We start from the raw sequence: 19,869 nt of genomic DNA, 5'->3' as shown, positions 1-19,869 counted from the left end.
TAGATTGCAGTCAGCGCTCGTAGTCGATTAATAGGGTCGAGGGCAAGCATAGATTTACTTCAATCCTTACCCTAATTAATTGAACTCTGGCTTCAAAAACTGCGTCCCCAAGCAACCTAGTATAATTAAGGTCTAGGGACAAAGAGTTATTACTTGTTAAATATTATCCCTGAGCGATGTTTTAAACAGAATTCAGGGATATTCACACTACATTAACAAATTTGGGTCAAAAATGTATCTCCTATATCACTTTTAACAATAATTTTGCGATCGCGCCCGAACATCACCGACCCCACGGGGATTCTCCGGTTGGTGTGAGTAAAAATGCAATCCGATGAGCGCAAGTCTATTTGTTGGGCGATGTCGCCGTAAATTCGATCGACCCAATTGCTGCCACTTTGAGCGTCCAAAGCCCGCAGTTGCCCGAGAGCGTCTTCGGCTGTCGCTGCGGCAAAAATTGCGGAACACGCATCGGCGGGCATTCGGGCCTTAGCACAGTAAGCTGTGAGAATTTCCCTGCGCCCGTCAGCGAGGTGGTGGTGAGTGTGAAAAATCCCCGCAGCCAATTTCATCAGTTTCCCGTGATAGCCAAACAGCAAAATTGACTGCACGCCCTGATATCCTGCTTCTACCAGCAGCGGGCCGAGCCAGTTAGCGGTTTTGACGAGCCTATCAGGATTAATCCCCAGTTGTCGGGCTAAATCCAAGCCGTTTTCGCCGATGCAGAAAACCAAACAGTCAAACAGTTGGGCTTTTTGTTGGAGTTGTTCGCGATAAACTTCCAACTGTCCGGGGGCGCTCAGGGGTTGAGAAATGCCAGTTGTACCCAGCAGCGAAAGTCCTTCTACCACGCCGAAAGCTTCGTTAGAAGTGCGGGCGGCCAGTTGGCGCCCTGACGGCAGAATCAGGGTGACAGTAATTTTTGCGGAGGGTGCGAGTTCTCGGCTCAAATTCGATCGCAGCAGCCGCATCGCATAATCATAGATTGCCGCTCCTCCACCTGCTTTATGATGTCCAATTCCCTCGCCCCCAACAATCTGTATTTGTTCCCCCTCTTCCCAATTCCCCAATTCCACCATTGCCCAAACGGGGGTGTTGCGAGTCAGATCGAGATTTTCCCCCGGATCGGAGCGAGTTACTCCTAAAGCGGTACCAGTTTTGAGTACAGACGCCTGTTCGATCGGAATTTCTGCCGTTATTTGCGGTTCCAGTAAATTTACTGATACGCTATCTAGAGAGTGAATACCCTCACGCAAGCACCGCAAAGCTGCAAGTGCGGCCGCACAGGCAAATACTGGCAGTGTATACCCGGATAAAGGTTGAGTTTTTGTCACGATCAAATGCAGAAATCCGTAAATTTGCGGGCGATCGACATCACGCCGCAGCAGTGATACCCCTCAAACATTTAAGCTTAATTCTAGGATTTGCTATCATTACACTTAGCGTAATTTTTGTCAAAGAATAATTTTGTGTTACCAGTTGCCGATCGCAACCACACTTTTTTTGAGGTGCGTTAGCGGAGCCCTCGTAGAGGATCGCCAAAAACCCACTCCGAAGCCTTACGGGCACGTGCGGGGATTTCCATAAACAACCCGGAATCTCGAGCGCCAGCGCTGGGACTGAACAAACGGATTCCAGGAATTAGGTACAAATCGTCCTTCAGCAATACTCGGCAAGTAGATCGTACTTCATTCTATAGATTTAGCTAGCCGTAAAGGTTTGAGAGCCGAATGGAGGATCTTGCGCGAAATTTGCTTGGGCCCTTGGGGCGACTTGTTTGAGAGGGAATTCGAGCAATTTTTGGCAGGCGAAATGCTGCGATCGCTTCCTTGTTAAGCGCTAAAACCTACTTTTTTACAATTAGCCAATTTATATCTCCCAAGCGGTTGATGTCCTAGCGATTGCAAGTCATTTATATTGATATGAATTACCCGGACGTGCCAGTCCTACTTTCGAGCTAACCTCTTGAAGGTGGGGCTGGTTTTATCTAACCCTGTTACTTCAATTCTCCAATCTAAAATCTAAAATCTAAAATCTAAAATCGATTGACTATGTTTGAACCAGTTGCACAGTTAAATGAACCTCTCTCTCTTCAGACTCCAGAAATACTAGACAAAAAAATATCTCAGCTCGTTCAATCTCCAAAAACCGATCTCAAAATTTCTAAACAAGAGGTTCGCTCGACCCTGAAAGCCTCAACTCTAGACGGCGTTTTTGCCACTGTCTTCGAGTCGGCGACCGCCGGCGTGCTCCTGAGCAACTTCTTGCTGCAACTCGGCGCCAGCAGCGTGGAAATAGGTATATTCTCGGCTATTCCGATGGTGGTAAATCTCCTGCAACCATTAGGAGCCTACATCGCAGACCGTACAACCAGCCGCCACTGGTACAACCTATTTGTATTCGGCTTGTCGCGGCTGCTGTGGCTGATGTTCGCAGTGGCAATTGTTTGGGGCTCCCAGTACGCAGACCCCCACCAACTGCTGCAATGGACGCTGGTAACAGTCGTAGCAGCTAGCGTGCTGGGAGCTTTTGCAAATTCTAACTGGTTCAGTTGGATGGCAGCCGTGGTTCCTCACCGTTTGCGGGGACGCTATTTTGGCTTTCGCAACAGTGCTGTCAGCTTCATCACTTTGCTGGGAGTGCCCTTGATGGGATGGGGAGTTTCAACTTGGGGCGCCGATCCAATTTTCGGCTATGGTATTGTTTTATTGGTGGGTGTTTTGGCTGGAATGATTAGTTTGGCGTGTCAATTCTTCATGGTTGATGTGAATCCGCAGCTATATAAAAAAGATGCAGAGAGGCATCGACTTACAGAGAAAAAAGAAAAGCAAGTAACAGATTTTGTGCCTTCTGTGCTGAAAGATTCTAATTTCTTAATGTTTATTCTTTACTTTAGCGTGTGGACATTTGCAGTTAATCTCAGCGCGCCTTTTTTTAATATCTACCTGCTGAAAGAATTAAGCTTGGATGTGAGTTTGGTAACGATTTACAGCAGCTTGAGTTCGGGGGCAAATCTACTGCTGCTGATGTTTTGGGGCAAGTTAGCCGATCGCTGGGGAAATCGCCCCCTGCTAATTGCGGTGGGGCTGGTGGTGGCGATAACGCCTTTGCTGTGGTTGGGTACGGGCAATTACCCGTTTGCGGTGTGGGTATGGCTGCCGCTGCTGCACTTGTTGGGGGGAACGACTTTAGGGGCGATCGCGCTGTGTAGTAACAATATTCAAATGGAGATAGCGTCGATCGAGCAACCTTCGACTTATTTTGCGATCGCCGCAGCAGTTTCGGGAGTAGCTGGGGCTTTGGGAACTACCGCCGGCGGCTTTCTTGCCGAACTTCCTGGCATGAGTTTGGGAGCAGTGTTTGCCCTCTCGGCTGGTGTTCGCTTGATTGCCCTTCTGCCTTTGGTTTTGGTGCGAGAACCTCGTAGCCAGTCGCTGCGGTCGATCGTCCCCACTTTTGCAAGTGTCAAAATAAACCGGGGCTAGGAAATTTTCGCACCAATTTACCGATCAAGAAACCAGAAAGGCCCACAGATTGTTAAAAACTTCAAGCACATCATAGAAAAGCTGAGAGTGACTGAAACAAAACTTAACCTCAAAATCGCCCAAATGTGGTGTGTGCGGCAAATACCTCACTATTATCTTGCACCCAACGGAAAAATTGATAAGATATAGCTGTTTTAAAAGCTGACAAGGCAGAGCGTAAATGTGTTTAAAGGTTTGTTAGCTAGGGCGTCGGATCACTACTCCTGTTAGGAGAATCGAGCATTTTCCCGGAACCAAACCTACTATTTCACGCTCTGAATTTTTTACGTTTTAGGAGAATCGAGTATTTTCCCAGAACCAAACCTAGGATTTCACGCTCTGAATTTTTCACGTTAAGAAATATAAATAAAATTAAAATTTTAATACAACAAACTCGACTATGTGGTGTTTTGGGACTAATATCCTGAGAATCGAAATAACTAAAGATTGCCCAGCCAGATACCAATTTCGAGCAATAAATTAGGAGGGCTCGCCTGACGCGACAGAAAAACGGGAAGTGGCAATTCTCTTGTAACCGATTACCAATGACAGGTCGCTATCAAATTTCAGATTCAAAGAGAGAATATAAAAATGACAAAACCAGGGAAACGTCTGATAGTTTGCTGTGATGGAACTTGGAACAAACTAGATACTCAGTGCCCAACTAATGTGGTTAAGCTTGCCCAGGCCGTGAAACGGACAGCCAGTGACGGGGTTCCGCAGATCGTGTTTTATGACGAGGGAATTGGAGTGGACAGTAACAAGATTGTGGGCGGAGTCACTGGGCTGGGAATCGATAAAAATATACAAGATGCCTATCGTTTTCTTTCTTTCAACTACGATCGGGGTGACGAAATCTATCTATTCGGGTTCAGTCGCGGTGCTTACACAGTCAGGAGTCTAGCGGGGATGATCTATTGCTCCGGTCTCCTATCCCGCCGTTATGTTACCAAGGCATCAGAAGCTTACGAGCTTTACCGTAACCGAGGCATTAAACCAAATGATGAGGAAGCAAAGAGGTTCCGCAAAGAAAACGGCAAAGATCGGGGCGAGCGCGTCCCGATTACCTTGCTTGGTTGTTTCGACACCGTTGGAGCCCTTGGTATTCCTCTTGTACACGCCTTGAAGAAGTTTGAGGGACAGATCAAAACAAGGTACAAATTCCACGACACCACTTTAAATAAGGATATTGAGAATGCGTTGCACGCCGTGGCGATCGACGAAATTCGCGAAATCTTTGATGTTACCCTGATGAAGAAAAATCCTGATGCCCCCAAGCAGAAGCTTCGTCAAGTTTGGTTTCCAGGCGAGCATGGCTGCATCGGCGGTGGTACGCCAGCATACCGCGGGTTATCAGATACTGTCTTGAAGTGGATGTTGGATCAAATCAGTGACTTGGAATTGAAGCTGGAATTCGAGCCAGAGGCCATTGAGGATATCAAGCCTGATTATAAGGTTCCATTTCAAAGCAATCCTGGGTTCTTCAAATTGGCAGGAATCAAGTGGCGCGAGGTGGGGGATACCATTGACGATCTTCACGAAAGCACGATCGAGCGATTGAAAAAAAGCCAAGACTATCGGCCTAAGAATCTGCAAAAAATTCTCTCCAAAGTAATTGAAAACATAGAAAAATGATAAAACTTTATCAAGCTCTCAGAACCGAAGATAAGAAGACGATCTAATCTACAACAATCGAAAGGAAAAGCAATCATGACAAGAGATACATCTAGAGATGGATTGAGCAACAAAGCTTTAGCATATACGTTGACTCATTTCAAACCAATTTGGGATTTAGTTCAAAGTTACGAGCCTCTGAAACGTAAACTCAACAAATTTTTTCTCAATAGCATCATTTACAAACTTCCGACTCGCCCGCTTCCCTATAGCTTAATGGGCTTAGATCCCAAAATTCCAGGGACAGATATTCCCAAGAAAACTGATACCTATATCTCTTGGGATTCACTTATAGACAAGACTTATACTGGGCGACATTTACCTCCCGATCCGGAATTTAACAAAGAAGGGAATTTACCACCACTGGACAAAGTAAAGACCTTATTCCAAAAAAGAGACGGAAAAACCATTTATTCGGAAAAATCGACTCTGCTCTTTCCCTATTGGGTGCAGTGGTTTACAGATAGTTTTCTCCGGATCGATCAGCAAAACCGCTTCAAAAATACCTCCAATCATCAGATTGATATGTGTAATGTTTACGGGTTGACCCGCAAACAAACAAATATGCTCAGAGCTTTCAAAGACGGTAAATTTAAAACCCAAAAACTCAAGCGCAAAGATGGCGTAGAAGAAGAGTATCCACTCTTTTATTATGCCGATCCTGAGCAGGGTATTATCGATCCTCAATTTGAAGGTCTTCATGCACCCCTTAATGATGAGAAAAGACAACCCCCCGAAAAGAAAGGCAAGCTATTTGCAATGGGAGTTGAACGGGCAAACGTCCAAATTGGCTATGTCATGCTCAACACTTTATGTATCAGGGAGCATAATCGAATTTGTGATGTTTTGTCCAAAAGCTATCCGGATTGGGACGATGAGAGGCTCTTCCAAACCGCGAGAAATATTCTCATGGTGATTGTTCTCAATATCATTATGGAAGAGTACATTTTCCACATTACGCCCTATAATTTTAGGTTTTTTGCCGATCCAGAAGCTTTTACCAAGGAAAGTTGGTATCGAGAAAATTGGATGGCGATTGAGTTTAGTTTTGTCTATCGCTGGCATAGTGCGGTTCCGGAAACCTTTACCTATGACGGCAAAGAAAAATCCATGTACGATTCCCTCTGGAATAATCAGATGTTAATCGATAAAGGGTTGGGTGCATTGATGGAAGAAACTTGTTCCCAACCAGGCACTAGAATTGGTTTGTTTAACACACCTGATTTTAAGATCGCAGGAACACCCTATACATTTATTGATGCTACCGAACTAGCATCTGTTAAACTCGGACGGCAGGCGCAGTTAGCCAGTTATAACGATTACCGCGAAATGTGTGGTTATCCCAAGGTGACTGATTTCAATCAAATTACGGGTGACGAATACGCTCAACAGAAATTAAAAGAGTTGTACGGTCATGTTGATAACATTGAATTATTTGTCGGATTGTACGCTGAAGATGTCCGGAAAAATTCAGCAATTCCGCCTTTAGTAGCACGGATAATTGGCATTGATGCTTTCTCCCAAGCTTTAACTAATCCTTTGTTATCGCCTAAAGTCTTCAATAAGGAAACTTTTTCTGAGGTTGGTTGGGAAATTATCCAAAATACCAAAACAGTCTCTGATTTAGTGAATCGTAATGTTCCTCCAAGCGATCCCAAGTACAAAGTCTCCTTCGAGCTTTAAGTTGTAACTGACAACTAAGACTCAAATTAGTTGGGGGCGCAAAGACACCTGCGCCCTCAAAAATGAGGAATAAAAAGGCGATCTTTTCGCAAGCGCTCGGCTACGGCAATTCGGGAGCAATTGCACCAGCAGTTATACTGTTTAACAGATGCAACGGTTTGTGTAGAACCTTTTTTAGCGATTAACCGAAGGTTATGTTATGAACAAAAAGTTATTTACCGAATATCCCGAACAGGACGAACGCAAATACTACGATCTTTTGGTTGAGCAGGCCAAGCTTCGGATGGATAATCTTTACGGGGATAAGGAGCGGGCCCTGCGAGATACTCACGCCAAAACTCATGCGTGCGTTAAAGGAACTCTGGAAATTTTTGACTTTGATGAGGAAGAGATTAAACGGGAATTGGGCAAACGCGCCTCGTTAAATTCTTCGCAACTCAATGCGATTTCCCTTAAGCAAGGTTTGCTAGCCAAACCCAAACAATATCCTGTTTGGCTGCGATTTGCTAACGGGGCTACCACAGTATACCCTGATTACCAAAAAGATTCGCGCTCAATGTCAGTGAAAGTGATGGGGGTGGAAGGGGAACGACTGGCGCAAAGCCACGAGTCACAAACCCAGGACATCATTGTTCACAATTCAGAGATATTTGTGAGCCAAACCATCAAAGACTACTACGGCTTTTTTTCTGCTCTGGTTGAATCACCAGAGACATTGAAAAAGTGGCTAATGCGACATCCCAGACACTTTTTAGCTGTCTCGACGCTTACGGGTAGCCGGACTCCGAAGAGTTTGCTAACAGCCAAATATTGGAGCGGTTCACCCTCTGCTTTGGGTCTCAATCCCGATTTCGATCCCTCCCAGCCTGGTGAAGTTCCTGTCGAATATCCTGCTGTAATTAAGTATGGGTTTACTCCGGTTTCATGCAAACCACCGCACGGGATAATTCCAGAACAATCTCGACCGGGAATTCCTAAAATTCCTTTTGTCGATCGCGCTAAAGCCTTGGGTTTCGCTCCCAAACAACCAGACAATTATTACCGCGATGATCTAATTCAAGCCTTGGCGAAACCTGATGCTCAATACTGGTGGGATTTTGGCATTCAGTTCCAAACCAGCCTAAAAATGCCGATCGACGATGGCATCAATGTCTGGAAGGAAAAGGATTCACCCTTCTTGAGAGTAGGTCGTCTCACCGTCAAGCATCAGATTATTGATTATGAAAAACAATCTGATTTCAACGAAAACCTGAGATATTCTCCCTGGAACGGCTTAGCAGTTCATCGTCCAGTAGGTGCGATCAATCGGATACGCGGTGTTGTTTACCCGGTTGTAGCGAATTATCGCCTTCAAAAGCGAGGTATTGTCCACCAAGAACCCACAGGAGAAGAAACATTTTAAGGGAATAATTTTTGTCGGGGACAGGGCGTGGTTTCTTTCAGGGGTGTGGTTTGAGGTAAAATGCTGGCGTTGCTGAATACAGGTAGGAATTCAGATTTCCCAATTGCGATAAGCCAAGTCGGGTGAGTTTTGTAATTTCCGAGAAAAGTTAATTCATACCGTGAATCAGCAACGCCAAATGCTTATCCTGTCTAAGTTATAGCAACCGCCAGGGTAGCGCCGGACATTAGATGTCTTGCAAAAAGAACACCAAACTAATTCCCTTACTAACTGGTCTTGCTTTAATTACTTTGAGGGAATCCCTGGTCAACAGATTCAATTGCTAGAACGGTTTGAGGGTGCTAAGTAGAAGGAATAATGCTTGTACAGCAAGCTTTTTAGCCATTCCGATCTTAAGTGTAATTAAGTGAATTTACTTATACTATTTCCTAAAAGCAAAACACCCTAGTATATCAACAAGTTGAACTCGCGACTCTTCCATCCACAAAACGCAAAATTAGTTGGCCGATCGCACCTTCTCAAAAATCCCATATGTGCGATCGGGAATTCGATTAAACCAGGTTTATTGCCGATCGCCAACGTCCGTCTAGGATAGTCCAAATCCGTCGTTAGCGCAGCCCTCGAAGAGGATCGCAATCCTGAGTCAGTTGGGGCGAGCGCACTCATCACCATGTGCCAGTTGCGTAAATCCTGAATCAATTATATTATATTGTTACAAAAATATCTTATGAAAAGGAGTTTATGCGAATACAGTATTTTTTGTCCATTTTCCCAATATTACTTGTACTCACGTTTCAGGATACTACATTTGCCCAGTCTCTAGACTCATTACCATCAAGTGCCACCGCCCCAACCGCACCTCAAAACATTGCCCCGACTCTCAAAGAGGAAGTTAAAGATGACTTTGTAAAAGTTCAAGGTCAGGAGACATCTGTTTCTCAAGCGTCCGACGTACAGCCTCAGCAGGTTAAAGATGACTTTGTAAAAGTTCAAGGTCAGGAGACATCTGTTTCCGAAGTGTCCGACGTACAGCCTCAGCAGGTTAAAGATGACTTTGTAAAAGTTCAAGGTCAGGAGACATCTGTTTCCGAAGTGTCCGACGTACAGCCTCAGCAGGTTAAAGATGACTTTGTAAAAGTTCAAGGTCAGGTCACATCTGTTTCTCAAGCGTCCGACGTACAGCCTCAGCAGGTTAAAGATGACTTTGTAAAAGTTCAAAGTCAGGTCACATCTGTTTCCGAAGTGTCCGACGTACAGCCTCAGCAGGTTAAAGATGACTTTGTAAAAGTTCAAGGTCAGGTCACATCTGTTTCCCAACTGTCCGACGTACAGCCTACCGATTGGGCGTTTCAAGCCTTACAATCTTTAGTTGAACGCTACAGTTGTATTAGCGGATATCCCGATGGCACTTATAAAGGGAATCGAGCCATGACTCGTTACGAGTTTGCTGCGGGTTTGAATGCTTGCTTGCAACGAGTCAATGAATTAATTGCTGCATCTGCAGTCGATAAAATAACCCAGGAAGACTTAGCCGTTTTACAGCGACTGCAAGAAGAGTTTGCCGCAGAATTAGCTACCTTACGAGGTCGGGTTGATACTTTAGAAGCTCGTACTGCTGAACTCGAAGCTAACCGATTCTCCACAACTACAGTTTTGGGAGGAGAAGCCATTTTTGCGTTAGCCACAGCAACAGGAGGCGACCCCCCTGGAGACCAAAGTAATAACCAACCCGTTTTTAATAATTTGGTGCGTGTGGGAACCGTCTCATCTTTTAGTGGTTTAGATCGCTTAAGAATTGGCTTAGTTAGTGGAAACTCGGCCAATCGAGGCTATGCCGGAACAGTTGAGAAACCAGGATTTGGTGACATGGCCCTGCTATCTTCTCAGACTGATACCAATAACCGAATCGCGTTAGACCTATTAGAATACAGATTTCCTGCATTTAACAATCGCGTAGTCTTTACGGCTAGACCTGTCGGCTTCAGTCTTAGCAACGTACTTACCGCGAATTCTCCCTACTTTGATACGGGACGGGGAGCTATTTCTCGATTTGGTGAAGCCAGTCCTCTCTTTAAAATTGGTAGCTTAGATGCAGGAGCAGGTGCCGATTGGTTAGTAACAGATTGGCTGCGATTGCAAGTTGCCTATGGAACAAGAAACAGCAGCGATCCTAATCAAGGTATCAGTGGCTCCGATCACAGTACATTGGGAGTTCAGTTTTTAATTAAACCCTCTGGCAATACTTTAGCAGGTCTAACTTACATTAACGCCTACTCTGCCAATGGCAGCCTCGATACCTTTACAGGTAGCTTAAATGCCGATACTTCTGGCGGTTTGGAGAAACCCATACAGGTTAATGCTCTAGGTGCATCGTTTCAATGGCGGATTAATCGTCAAGTTACCTTGGGGGCATGGGGAGGTATTACAATGGGGAACTTCCTTAATAGCAATGCCTATGCTAATACAACAACTTACGCGGCTTCTGTGGGGATTTCCGATCCCTTTGGTCGTGAGGGAGACTTATTGGCTTTCATCATTGGTCAACCCCCTAAATTAGTTGCAGGTCGGGATTTACCCAACGGAACCGATCGAAATACGTCTCTACACTTTGAGACATTTTATCGCTGGGGTGTATCGGATAACATTTTTGTTACTCCGGGTTTCTTTGTTATTACTGCTCCTGAACATAATGCTGATAATAACACAATTTTTATGGGTGTCCTCAGAACAACATTTCTGTTCTAAGCAGTTTGTCCTCAATTGAACACAAGTTTTGGAGATTAAAATCGTGAATCAGTATTTACCCAACTCAAAAGTTCTGAATCCCTTCCTGGCTATTGTGATTCTGAGTCTAGGAGGAATAGGATTTTTTCCTTCACATAGCCAAGCAGAAAGTTTAAACTCGTCTCACTCCAGTTCAGAAACTCAAACTATTGCTCAATCTCGACGTACCCGACCCACTTTTTTTGAAGAAACACAAGATCCAGAAGCAAGAAGAAGAAGGGGATTCAGGGAGACATTTTTAAATGATGCTTTAGGGGGAACTGCCGATCCCCTGAGTGGGACAGGTGGAGTGGCTACAACAGTAGATTCTTTACAAAAAGTAGGGTTTAACGGACAAAATGCAGGTCAGTTGCGTCCTGGACAACTAAATTTATCTCCCACTTTTGACCGAACAAATGTTATTATTCCCTCTCAAAGAGGACGTAATTAAGGGGTTACGCATACACTCAAGGGGAACAGAGCGTTCCCCAAGTGAGTTTCCCAAGGATAAACAATAGAATGACTTTAGCCAAAAGTAATATCGCCGATCACGAGTTTATTAGGTTGGTTTCCTAGAATTACTGATTTGCCAGTCCCTTGAAACAACAGATTTGATGAAGGATTGCTTTCTAAAATATAAGCACCGGGCGTTAAATTAGAGTCAGTTGTTCGAGGCAATTGTACTGAGGCTAAAACATTTCCTGTTCCATTCACTCCATCATAAATCGTCACTTGATGCTCGGCAAATGGAGAAGCATAACGGAAGCTGAATTTTTGACCGAATCCATTGCCTACATTGATGATAATGGATTGTCCTTCATCGTAGGTAATCCCACGAGCAACCTGTCCGGGGTTAATCAAAGGATCGATAAAATTACCGCTTCCTCCTTGCTGTGCACTGACAATTGCCAAAGCATTTGCAGACAAGTCAAAACCAGATTCTCGAATTAAAGGATCTCTAGCAACAGTTTGTAAATTACCCAAATTATCTAAAGGTAAGGAGACACCAGTATCGCTACTATTAATTATTAAACTTGCAGCAGTCTGTACACCTAAAGTTGCTCCGTTTGTGGGATTAACTAAGGAAAGATTAATAGTTTCATTGGGTTCCAATAGAGAATCATTAATGATGGGAATTCGGATGGGCTTGGGTGTGGTATCCCCATCGATAAACGAAACAGTAATCGGTGTAGCATTATAATCTGTTCCTGCATTTGCAGTGCCGTCACTCGCTAATACAGTTACATCCACTGTTCCCAAACTACCTCCAGTTCGAGTCACCATCACTTCCAGACTGGTTGTGCCATCTTCATTCACTGAATAGCTGGGGTTACTAAACTGCAAAATCCCAGGAATGCCAATGGGCGGCGTTGTTCGAGCATTTCCAAAATTAATATTTTCTGCATTGAAACCCCTAACAACAGGAATTGTAACTGGATTAGGAAGCTGAGAGGCTACAAAATCGGGTTGACGAGGAATTGTAACTGGATTAGGAACCTGAGTGGCTACAAAACCGGGTTGTTGGACTTCCCGAAGTATGTAAGTATTGGGTGGTAGGTCATTGAACTGATAGAAACCTCTGACATCTGTTAGTGTTGAGGGTTCACGGCTATCAAGGATGTTGTTTCTGTTGATATCGATGTAAATAGTAAACCCTGGAATTCCTGGTTCTTCTACGTCAAAAATTCCGTTAGCATTGATATCATTAAATTTCCTGCCACTAATACTACCAGTGACAGTTGGTGGGGTTTGTGCAATATTAAGAATGTCAAAGTTAGTGGTCTGATTAGCAACAGCAACAGCTTGAACTGGAGTAACACGAGTGAACCCTGCGGGAACTATTTCTTGAACAGTATAGGTGGCGGGGGGTAAATTTGAGAAGGAATAACCACCTAAACTATCTGTTTGAGTTTGTAATTCTTCGCTATCGAGTTGACCGTTGTTATTCTGATCTAAAAATAGGGTGACACCTGACTGAGGTTGATCTGATCCCGCGTCAAGCCTTCCGTTAAGATTGAGATCGTTAAATTTTGTTCCACTAATACGGCCAGTGAAAATTGGTGATGGCAGTGCAAAATCCAGACGATTAACAATGTCAAAGTTAGTGGTCTGATTAGCAACGACAGTAACACCTTGAACTCGAGTAACACGAGTGAAACCTGGGGGAACAATTTCTTGAACAGTATAGGTGGCGGGGGGTAAATTTGAGAAGGAATAACCACCTAAACTATTTGTTTGAGTTTGTAATTCTCCGCTATCGAGTTGACCATTGTTATTCAGATCTAAAAATATGGTAACACCCGGCTGAGGTTGATCCTCTCCCGCCTCAAAAATTCCGTTACGATTGAGATCGTTGGTGAATTTTGTTCCTTGAATACGGCCAGTAAAAGTAGGTAAAGGTTCTGGGCCAGGAATATTAATTTGTTGAGCAAACTTCAGGTTATTCGTTAAAATTGCTAATTCTCCTGTCTCAAGTGTGCTGTTGTTATTACTATCTAAAGCTGAAATGAGGTTAGTGCTGGGAAGTAAGGTTAAGTTTTTCATTTTTTTGAGATTGGTAGAGAGTTCTTAGAATTCAAGGGCTTGTCATTGAATCTTTTTTTGAGTAAGATTCAATGATTTAGAGAAAATAATTGAGAAGGCCAAAATCGCTACTTTTTTACCACTACCAACTTTCACATCCAGATTCATCAATAAGGACTCCGGTTGGACAATCTCTGAGTTGTGATTCTACACGATTAAATATTTTATACACATCCTCAATGACATCTGCCTCAGCTTTAGTTGCCCGTCCTCTAGAAATTACCGAAGGATTGACAGGTGGCGGATTAAAAGTTAGTCTAATCTGCTTAGATTCAATTTGACTAATCAAATAAACCGCTTGAATTCCACAACTACTATTAAGATTTAACTCCGGATCGATGCAGTAAATATTGCCGTTTTTTCTGCCAGCAGCATGAATCCCGATTACTTCTCCCTTTTGATTAAAAACTGAACTGCCACTCATCCCCCCTTTAGTCCAGTTATCATACATAATGTTATACCCCCCATTTGAAAAGGGAGTATCATCAACTTTAACTAACTTACCTGAACTAAAAACACGCACAATACGAGGGCTCCCATCTTCTGATCTAGGCCAACCGGATAGATAAACTGGCTCATTAACTTGAATCTGTTCAGAATTATTACTCATAACAGCAATTGGATAATCCTTATTACTGGTGAATTTGACTAAGGCGAGGTCAAATCCTCCGATGGGTAAATCGTCAGACTGATAGTTCCCAAATCGAATGATATTATCCCCAACATCGCGAACTAGATGTAATTCTTCATCCCAGGTCACAACTCCCCAAGTACCTTCACTGTTAGGTTGTTGAACAACGTGGGTATTGGTGACTGCATAATAAATATTACCACTGCGGGCAACAATCACACCAGAACCGGGATCAAATGTTTCTCGCCCTCCATCACCGTTTTTCAGAGATCTCCCAATTAAAACTGTGGTTTGGGAAGACATCGCATCGATATCATCGGGCATAATTGCTTGAGAAGGTGAACTTAATAGAATTAAGCCTAGCGCTGTAATTAACGCTAAAAACATCGATAAAATGCTAGACCCTCGACGGGATATAATCATAATTATTAATATCATCAATTCTAATTGTATAAAAACTCTTACTCAGATTTCTAAAATAATGTTTCTGAAGCCGGAGGAGTTTTTGGTTTCTGAAACCGCGAAATGGGAATCGCCCAACTTAAGGCTTCCATTTGTTGAAATAGCTCTTCTGAAGGAACTGTTCCATCCTCAAATTTAAACGCATCAATTCCTTGAAACGGATACTTAAGGCGGCCATTAATGCCAATTAAGCGACCATATTGATTGAAAACTGGCCCTCCACTCATGCCATTTTCAATTTCATTGGTGTAACCGAGTTGGTATCCTTGGGGAAGCGTTCGCTTCAATAACATTCCCACCTTTCCCACCGTTAAACGGTACGCTTTATTTCCCCAATCCTTTGTACTTAAAGGTGAATTTTGGTTAGGCCAATACCAATTCGGAAATCCAGAGGCATAAACTAATTCTCCGAGTGCAAGGGGTTGTAAATCTATGGTAGCGACTCGATAAGATTGGTTACTGGTAAACTGAACTAAGGCTAAATCTAAGTTTGCGAACTGAACAGACCGCCGCCATTCAGCGTGATAGGATTGACCGTCTGAGGTAAGAACCGTGTATTTGTTGTAATAGCTATTCTCCACAACATGATAGCAAGTCAATACTGTATAGGTTTGTCCTTGGCGATCGATAATTACACCCGATCCTAAACCGGGTTCTGTTAGGATTCTAACGGTAGCTTGTCTAGCAATTTCAGGAACTGCTACCCCGACTGCGGGTAAACGGGAAGTTAGTGTTTGGGAGGGTAGAACGGTTGCGGTATTAAGGATTGAACTCTGGGGATGAGTTGGAAATGGAATCCCCCAACCCCTTGACAATTCCCGTAATACAGGACTAATAGCGAATAAGTGTAACCCAATTAAGGTAGATAATAGCTCCATTGTGAGGCAATCAATATCAAGTTTAAAAGAGTAGGGGATGCCTCTACAGGACAGCCCCTACAAAAGATTCTTTCTGGTTAATTTTTGGGGATTGATTACGATAAGAGATTAGAAGACCGGCTCGTTGGGAGCAGGTTGAGATGGAGACTCATCAGGTGCAGAGGACGGGTCGGAAGTTCCTAATTCCTGCTCTAAATCACTCATATCCACTTGTATTCCCTCACCACTCTTTTCCGTAATATTACTCGATCCTGATAGTGAAAAATTCGTTAACTCTTGCAGAATTTGTCCAACGCGAGGTCGATTTTCTGGCTTGAGGGTAAACAACACATTGCCGGAGTTGCACCCAGATTGACCGCTCCCTAGAACACAAACCACCAGCTCCTCGTTGACAACTCCAGTATGAAAACGTACTCCTGCAAAACTTCCTCCATTCGCCATGACTGCATTGTGCAATTTAGGGGAAACCATTTGGCAGCGGGTTTCAGGAGAATATGTATCTCCAAAGTAATTTGTAGTCCATGTAATAACGGGTGATTGTCTGCCATTCTTTTCAGCGACTGTTACTCTACCTGCACAACGAACAGTTGTCATTGCTGGGGGTCGAACTGGAGGTGAGATTGGACGAGTAGGCCCTACTGGGATGCTGCCGCCGCCACCAGGAGTAGGACTAATTCGTTGAGCTTGGGCTTCACTGGTTAACGTCACCATACCTGCGACAGCCATTGCTAAACATGAAAGGGAAGCGAGCGATTGAGATTTCATGATGTTTTTTTCCTAATAAAATAAGCGAAAGCATAGAATAAAAGCACCCAGGTCATCGAGTTGTTACTATCAATTAATCCGCAACTTGTTACGGCTTGTAACAACAACTCAGTATAGTGGTCCGTCGTCAGGCGGTGTATTGACTGACCCAGGAGTGGTACGGGTTGTGGGATCAGCATTCAGGGGGAAAATCTCTCCCGTTGTGCGATCGTAGGTGTAGTTCCCAGCCGGTACTCCTGATCTCGGTACAATACAGTAAACTTTGTCCGTTTCAAAAGCAATCCTAACCACAGCAGTCCCTGCATTACAATCGACACGAGTTGCTCCCCAACTATTGATCGTTGCAATATAGGGATCGGCAGGTTCTTTAGGGATTAGCCGATTTTTTTCTGCATTGTAAACCCACTCTCCAGCTTTCCAACTGGTTGTACATCTTGTTTCACCTCCAATGTCAATTACTGCAACGACATCAGGAGAACTGCAAGCTGTTGAGATGAAGCTGAGTTTTTTCATCACCTGATCCGCATAAGGCACCGGTTCTGTAGGTTCCACCACACCACCATTGCGTTTAACAAGAAGCGTGATGCTGTAGTTTCCAGCTAGATAGTTATTAGAAACTACACGAACTTTCCACTTCCCTCCAGTATCAATAGAGTTTTCCGAAAAAACTTCCTTTGTACCTCCATTTAAGTCTAGATTAATAGGACCTATAGGTGCCTGATTGGGCGGATACACCATTAAAACAATATCAATTGCAGAGCCTTGCTCGCTCACAGCTGTGATTTGAATATTATCACCTGCTACAGCTTGAAAGGTGTACTCTATTCCAGGATGAGATTTACCAGAAATAAAAACAGGAGGTGATGAATCATCAATTCTCCCAGGAATAGTCTTGGTGGACTCTAACGCCTGCTGTGCCATAACTGTGCTGTTAAAACCGGCTGTGGTCGCACCGATCAGAGCCGCGGTTAGAGCAATTCTTTGAAACTTAATGTATTTCATTGTCCTTATAACCTCCACATCCCGACTATAGATTAGATACCCAACTGCTGTAGGACTATATTGGCAATTGTTACAAAAGTTTAAAAAAATTAACCTGTTGAGAGTCCAACTCAGAAGTTTAACTTCACTGTATTGTAATGCTTTTGCTTTGGAGGCGCTTGTTGCCCCCTGAACGGTACAGTTGGCATTTTCGTAAAAATTATCGCGTCCAGACTTTTGCAATAGGTTTATTGTTTAAGTACCCTTAAAAAATTCAAGCAAATAGCAGAAAAGCTTAGGGGTATTTGAAGCGAAACCTTCAAAAAATCCCATCCCTTTTTAGGGGTGGGAGTGTTAAAAATTATGAATTCTTAGTCCTCAGTCCTTAGTCCTCATTATTCAGTAGCAATTAATCAATAACTGGGTTCGTACCCAATTATTAATTATTCTGCTAGCAACCAACTGATGACTAATGACCAACGACTGATGACTAATAAATTAAGCTTGCCGTGAGTAGTATTCCACCACTAGCAATTCGTTAATCTGTAGAGCAATCCACTCGCGTTCGATAACGCCGTTAACTTTGCCAACCAGTTTTTGCTTATCAAATTCCAAGTGATTCGGCAAGTGAGCCAAGCCTGGGTCTTTGAGATTAGCTTCTACCATTGTGCGCGAGCGCTCTCTATTTTTCACAGCAACCACATCACCAGGCTTGCACTGATAGCTGGCGATATTGACTTCACGGTCATTGACAGTTATGTGACCGTGATTTACCAATTGTCTAGCGGACGGAATGGTTGGAGCCATTCCCATCCGAAACACAGTATTGTCCAAGCGCATTTCCAAAAATTGCAGTAACACTTGACCTGTGGAGCCCGTGACACGGCGGGCTTTGCGGACGTAACGGAGCAGTTGACGTTCCGTCACACCGTAATTGAAACGGAGTTTTTGCTTTTCTTGCAAGCGAACCGCATACTCAGAGAGCTTTTTGCGGTTTTGACCGTGCTGTCCAGGCGGATAATCTCGTCTGGGGGTTTTGCGGGTTAGACCCGGCAACTCTTTCAGGCGACGGACGATTCTCAATCGGGGGCCTCGATATCGAGACATTTATTTTCCTCTCTAATATCTGTATGCAATTTTATGCAGACTCTATATTATATGTTGGTAACGGTCAAAATTCAAATAAAGATCGATAAAAAAACGATCGACCGCAGCGCGAGCCATAATGTGAGGTAAATTCTGAAGGAAAAGCCGATCGATCGATCGCCCCAATCAGCCAAAAAACTCACTACTCGATCTGCCATGCACAACCGCAATTTTTCCCACACTTCTTCCCCAAAGCCAGCATCAACAGTCTCAAGCCCTACCGGGCGCTGGATATTGGCTCTCGGCACGCAGCTAGCAGCACTAGGTTTGTTGGCAACAGCAGTGCCAATCTCGCCAGCATCAGCCATCACTATTAGAATCCCTCGCAATAGGAATCCCTATCGCGTCTGCGCCCTGGAACTAATCGAAGCCGGAGTGGGGGCAGAGGCAGCCGCCGCCGCTTGTGCTGACGCCCTCCGCCCCCGCGACATATCTAAATGCGCCCTCCAAATCAATCGCAAAACCAAGATTTCTGGTGTCGAAGCGCTCTCTAGCTGTCGGCAGGTGAGGCGTCCCAACGAATTGGCTACTTGCGTAGTGAATATTAACGGCAAAAGTCGAACTCAACCGGCAGATCCCCTGGTAGTGCTCGATGGATGCCGCCGCAGTTTATTGCCACAACAGTTTGCTGAATGCGTAGTCGGTTTGAGCGGCAGGCTCGACTTTCCCACTGACCGGTTAATCGCCACTTGTCTTGACCCCAGGGACAGCGTGAGCCAGTTGGACGGGCGCCCTGCACCTACCCCTCCTGTGGAGCTAATTCCACCGCCTGCGCCCCTCAATTAATTATTGTTAACAGTTGACTGTTAACAGTTGACTGTTGACTAATTCATGACTATGACTACTTTTCCCTAATGCAATGTCAGAAATTTTTGCTCAAATTACAGTCGAAGAATTAGGTCGCCAATTAGCAGAAACCAATGCTGAGAAATTGCAGCTTGTAGACGTGCGGGAACCTAACGAAATTGAACTCGCGGCACTGCCGGGATTTGTAGCTTTTCCGCTGAGCGAGTTTGCCGAATGGTCTGGTGAAATTGACGCTAGACTCGATCGCGACAAAGAAACCTTAGTTCTGTGCCATCACGGAGTGCGATCAGCTCAAATGTGCCACTGGCTAGCCCAGCGAGGATTTACCAACGTTAAAAATATCGTTGGCGGCATCGATGCTTACTCAATGGTAGTCGATCGAACCGTCCCCCGCTATTAACATCAAATCCACTTCTTAACTATGGTTTTCTTCAGAGTCCGCGCGGGCGGACTTTGTATGTGTAGAAACGAATTATATTCCCCCAGAATTAGCTAATTAGGGCTTGCTGAATAAGCCTAAAACCCTTACCTCAAAAGACTTTGACTCGCGTTCGGCGTTGACAACGTGTA

At 44.2% G+C, this 19,869-nt stretch carries 18 protein-coding genes; 9 read left to right on the top strand and 9 right to left on the bottom strand.

Annotated elements, in window-relative coordinates; genetic code table 11:
- Positions 1-212 precede the first annotated feature (212 nt).
- Positions 213-1,334, bottom strand: a complete 1,122-nt coding sequence (gene cbiD / locus QUA70_RS23485) for a cobalt-precorrin-5B (C(1))-methyltransferase CbiD (RefSeq protein WP_333350247.1) — start codon at positions 1,332-1,334, stop codon at positions 213-215.
- On the opposite strand from cbiD, the gene QUA70_RS23480 reads away from it, so the two are divergent.
- The 5 genes from QUA70_RS23480 to QUA70_RS23460 all read left to right on the top strand — a co-directional run bounded on the left by QUA70_RS23480 (position 1,328) and on the right by QUA70_RS23460 (position 8,283).
- The gene (locus QUA70_RS23480) at positions 1,328-1,465 is read left to right on the top strand and encodes a hypothetical protein (RefSeq protein WP_333350249.1); all 138 of its coding nucleotides are present in this window, start codon (positions 1,328-1,330) and stop codon (positions 1,463-1,465) included. The two genes, cbiD and QUA70_RS23480, sit on opposite strands and share 7 nt — an antisense overlap.
- A 586-nt stretch (positions 1,466-2,051) precedes the next feature.
- Complete coding sequence (locus QUA70_RS23475) at positions 2,052-3,485, top strand: MFS transporter (protein ID WP_333350251.1); 1,434 nt, start codon at positions 2,052-2,054, stop codon at positions 3,483-3,485.
- A 630-nt stretch (positions 3,486-4,115) separates the two neighbouring features.
- Complete coding sequence (locus QUA70_RS23470; protein WP_333350253.1) at positions 4,116-5,159, top strand: DUF2235 domain-containing protein; 1,044 nt, start codon at positions 4,116-4,118, stop codon at positions 5,157-5,159.
- A 75-nt stretch (positions 5,160-5,234) separates the two neighbouring features.
- Entirely contained in the window at positions 5,235-6,881 is a 1,647-nt protein-coding gene (locus QUA70_RS23465) for a peroxidase family protein (RefSeq protein ID WP_333350255.1), read from the top strand.
- 199 nt (positions 6,882-7,080) lie between these two features.
- The gene (locus QUA70_RS23460) at positions 7,081-8,283 is read left to right on the top strand and encodes a catalase (protein WP_333324349.1); all 1,203 of its coding nucleotides are present in this window, start codon (positions 7,081-7,083) and stop codon (positions 8,281-8,283) included.
- 444 nt (positions 8,284-8,727) lie between these two features.
- On the opposite strand, the gene QUA70_RS23455 is transcribed toward QUA70_RS23460, so the two are convergent.
- Positions 8,728-8,982 carry a hypothetical protein gene (locus QUA70_RS23455; RefSeq protein ID WP_333324347.1) on the bottom strand — a complete coding sequence of 85 codons (255 nt, stop codon included), beginning with the start codon at positions 8,980-8,982 and terminating at the stop codon, positions 8,728-8,730.
- Positions 8,983-9,024: 42 nt separating this feature from the next.
- Here QUA70_RS23455 and QUA70_RS23450 point away from each other — a divergent pair, with 42 nt between their 5' ends.
- Together QUA70_RS23450 and QUA70_RS23445 are read left to right on the top strand one after the other, a co-directional pair.
- A complete protein-coding gene (locus QUA70_RS23450; protein WP_333410697.1) occupies positions 9,025-11,028 on the top strand; it encodes an iron uptake porin in 2,004 nt (667 codons plus the stop codon).
- Between the two features lie 43 nt (positions 11,029-11,071).
- Complete coding sequence (locus QUA70_RS23445) at positions 11,072-11,497, top strand: hypothetical protein (protein ID WP_333324343.1); 426 nt, start codon at positions 11,072-11,074, stop codon at positions 11,495-11,497.
- Positions 11,498-11,571: 74 nt separating this feature from the next.
- On the opposite strand, the gene QUA70_RS23440 is transcribed toward QUA70_RS23445, so the two are convergent.
- From QUA70_RS23440 to QUA70_RS23410, 7 genes are all read right to left on the bottom strand, one after another.
- The gene (locus QUA70_RS23440) at positions 11,572-13,590 is read right to left on the bottom strand and encodes an SdrD B-like domain-containing protein (protein ID WP_333350258.1); all 2,019 of its coding nucleotides are present in this window, start codon (positions 13,588-13,590) and stop codon (positions 11,572-11,574) included.
- A 121-nt stretch (positions 13,591-13,711) separates the two neighbouring features.
- Positions 13,712-14,647: a serine protease gene (locus QUA70_RS23435; RefSeq protein ID WP_333324339.1), complete on the bottom strand. Its 936-nt coding sequence runs from the start codon at positions 14,645-14,647 to the stop codon at positions 13,712-13,714.
- An 86-nt stretch (positions 14,648-14,733) separates the two neighbouring features.
- Positions 14,734-15,537, bottom strand: a complete 804-nt coding sequence (locus tag QUA70_RS23430; RefSeq protein ID WP_333350260.1) for a serine protease — start codon at positions 15,535-15,537, stop codon at positions 14,734-14,736.
- A 171-nt stretch (positions 15,538-15,708) separates the two neighbouring features.
- Complete coding sequence (locus QUA70_RS23425) at positions 15,709-16,365, bottom strand: COP23 domain-containing protein (protein WP_333324335.1); 657 nt, start codon at positions 16,363-16,365, stop codon at positions 15,709-15,711.
- 108 nt (positions 16,366-16,473) lie between these two features.
- Positions 16,474-17,589 carry a hypothetical protein gene (locus QUA70_RS23420; RefSeq protein ID WP_333324333.1) on the bottom strand — a complete coding sequence of 372 codons (1,116 nt, stop codon included), beginning with the start codon at positions 17,587-17,589 and terminating at the stop codon, positions 16,474-16,476.
- 255 nt (positions 17,590-17,844) lie between these two features.
- Positions 17,845-18,453 (bottom strand): 30S ribosomal protein S4, encoded by a 609-nt coding sequence (gene rpsD / locus QUA70_RS23415; protein ID WP_172190738.1) that lies wholly within the window; start codon positions 18,451-18,453, stop codon positions 17,845-17,847.
- A gap of 71 nt (positions 18,454-18,524) precedes the next feature.
- Positions 18,525-18,800 carry a hypothetical protein gene (locus QUA70_RS23410; protein ID WP_333350264.1) on the bottom strand — a complete coding sequence of 92 codons (276 nt, stop codon included), beginning with the start codon at positions 18,798-18,800 and terminating at the stop codon, positions 18,525-18,527.
- Here QUA70_RS23410 and QUA70_RS23405 point away from each other — a divergent pair.
- Both QUA70_RS23405 and QUA70_RS23400 read left to right on the top strand, forming a co-directional pair.
- Positions 18,775-19,278 (top strand): hypothetical protein, encoded by a 504-nt coding sequence (locus QUA70_RS23405; protein ID WP_333350266.1) that lies wholly within the window; start codon positions 18,775-18,777, stop codon positions 19,276-19,278. The two genes, QUA70_RS23410 and QUA70_RS23405, sit on opposite strands and share 26 nt — an antisense overlap.
- Positions 19,279-19,351: 73 nt before the next feature.
- Positions 19,352-19,699: a rhodanese-like domain-containing protein gene (locus QUA70_RS23400; protein WP_333350268.1), complete on the top strand. Its 348-nt coding sequence runs from the start codon at positions 19,352-19,354 to the stop codon at positions 19,697-19,699.
- The last annotated feature ends 170 nt before the right edge of the window (positions 19,700-19,869 follow it).

It is taken from the genome of Microcoleus sp. LAD1_D5 (assembly GCF_036702115.1).
Classification (GTDB): domain Bacteria; phylum Cyanobacteriota; class Cyanobacteriia; order Cyanobacteriales; family Microcoleaceae; genus Microcoleus.
The sequence above is the reverse complement of the archived record's forward strand: the minus strand, read 5'-3'. Positions and strand labels throughout refer to the sequence as shown.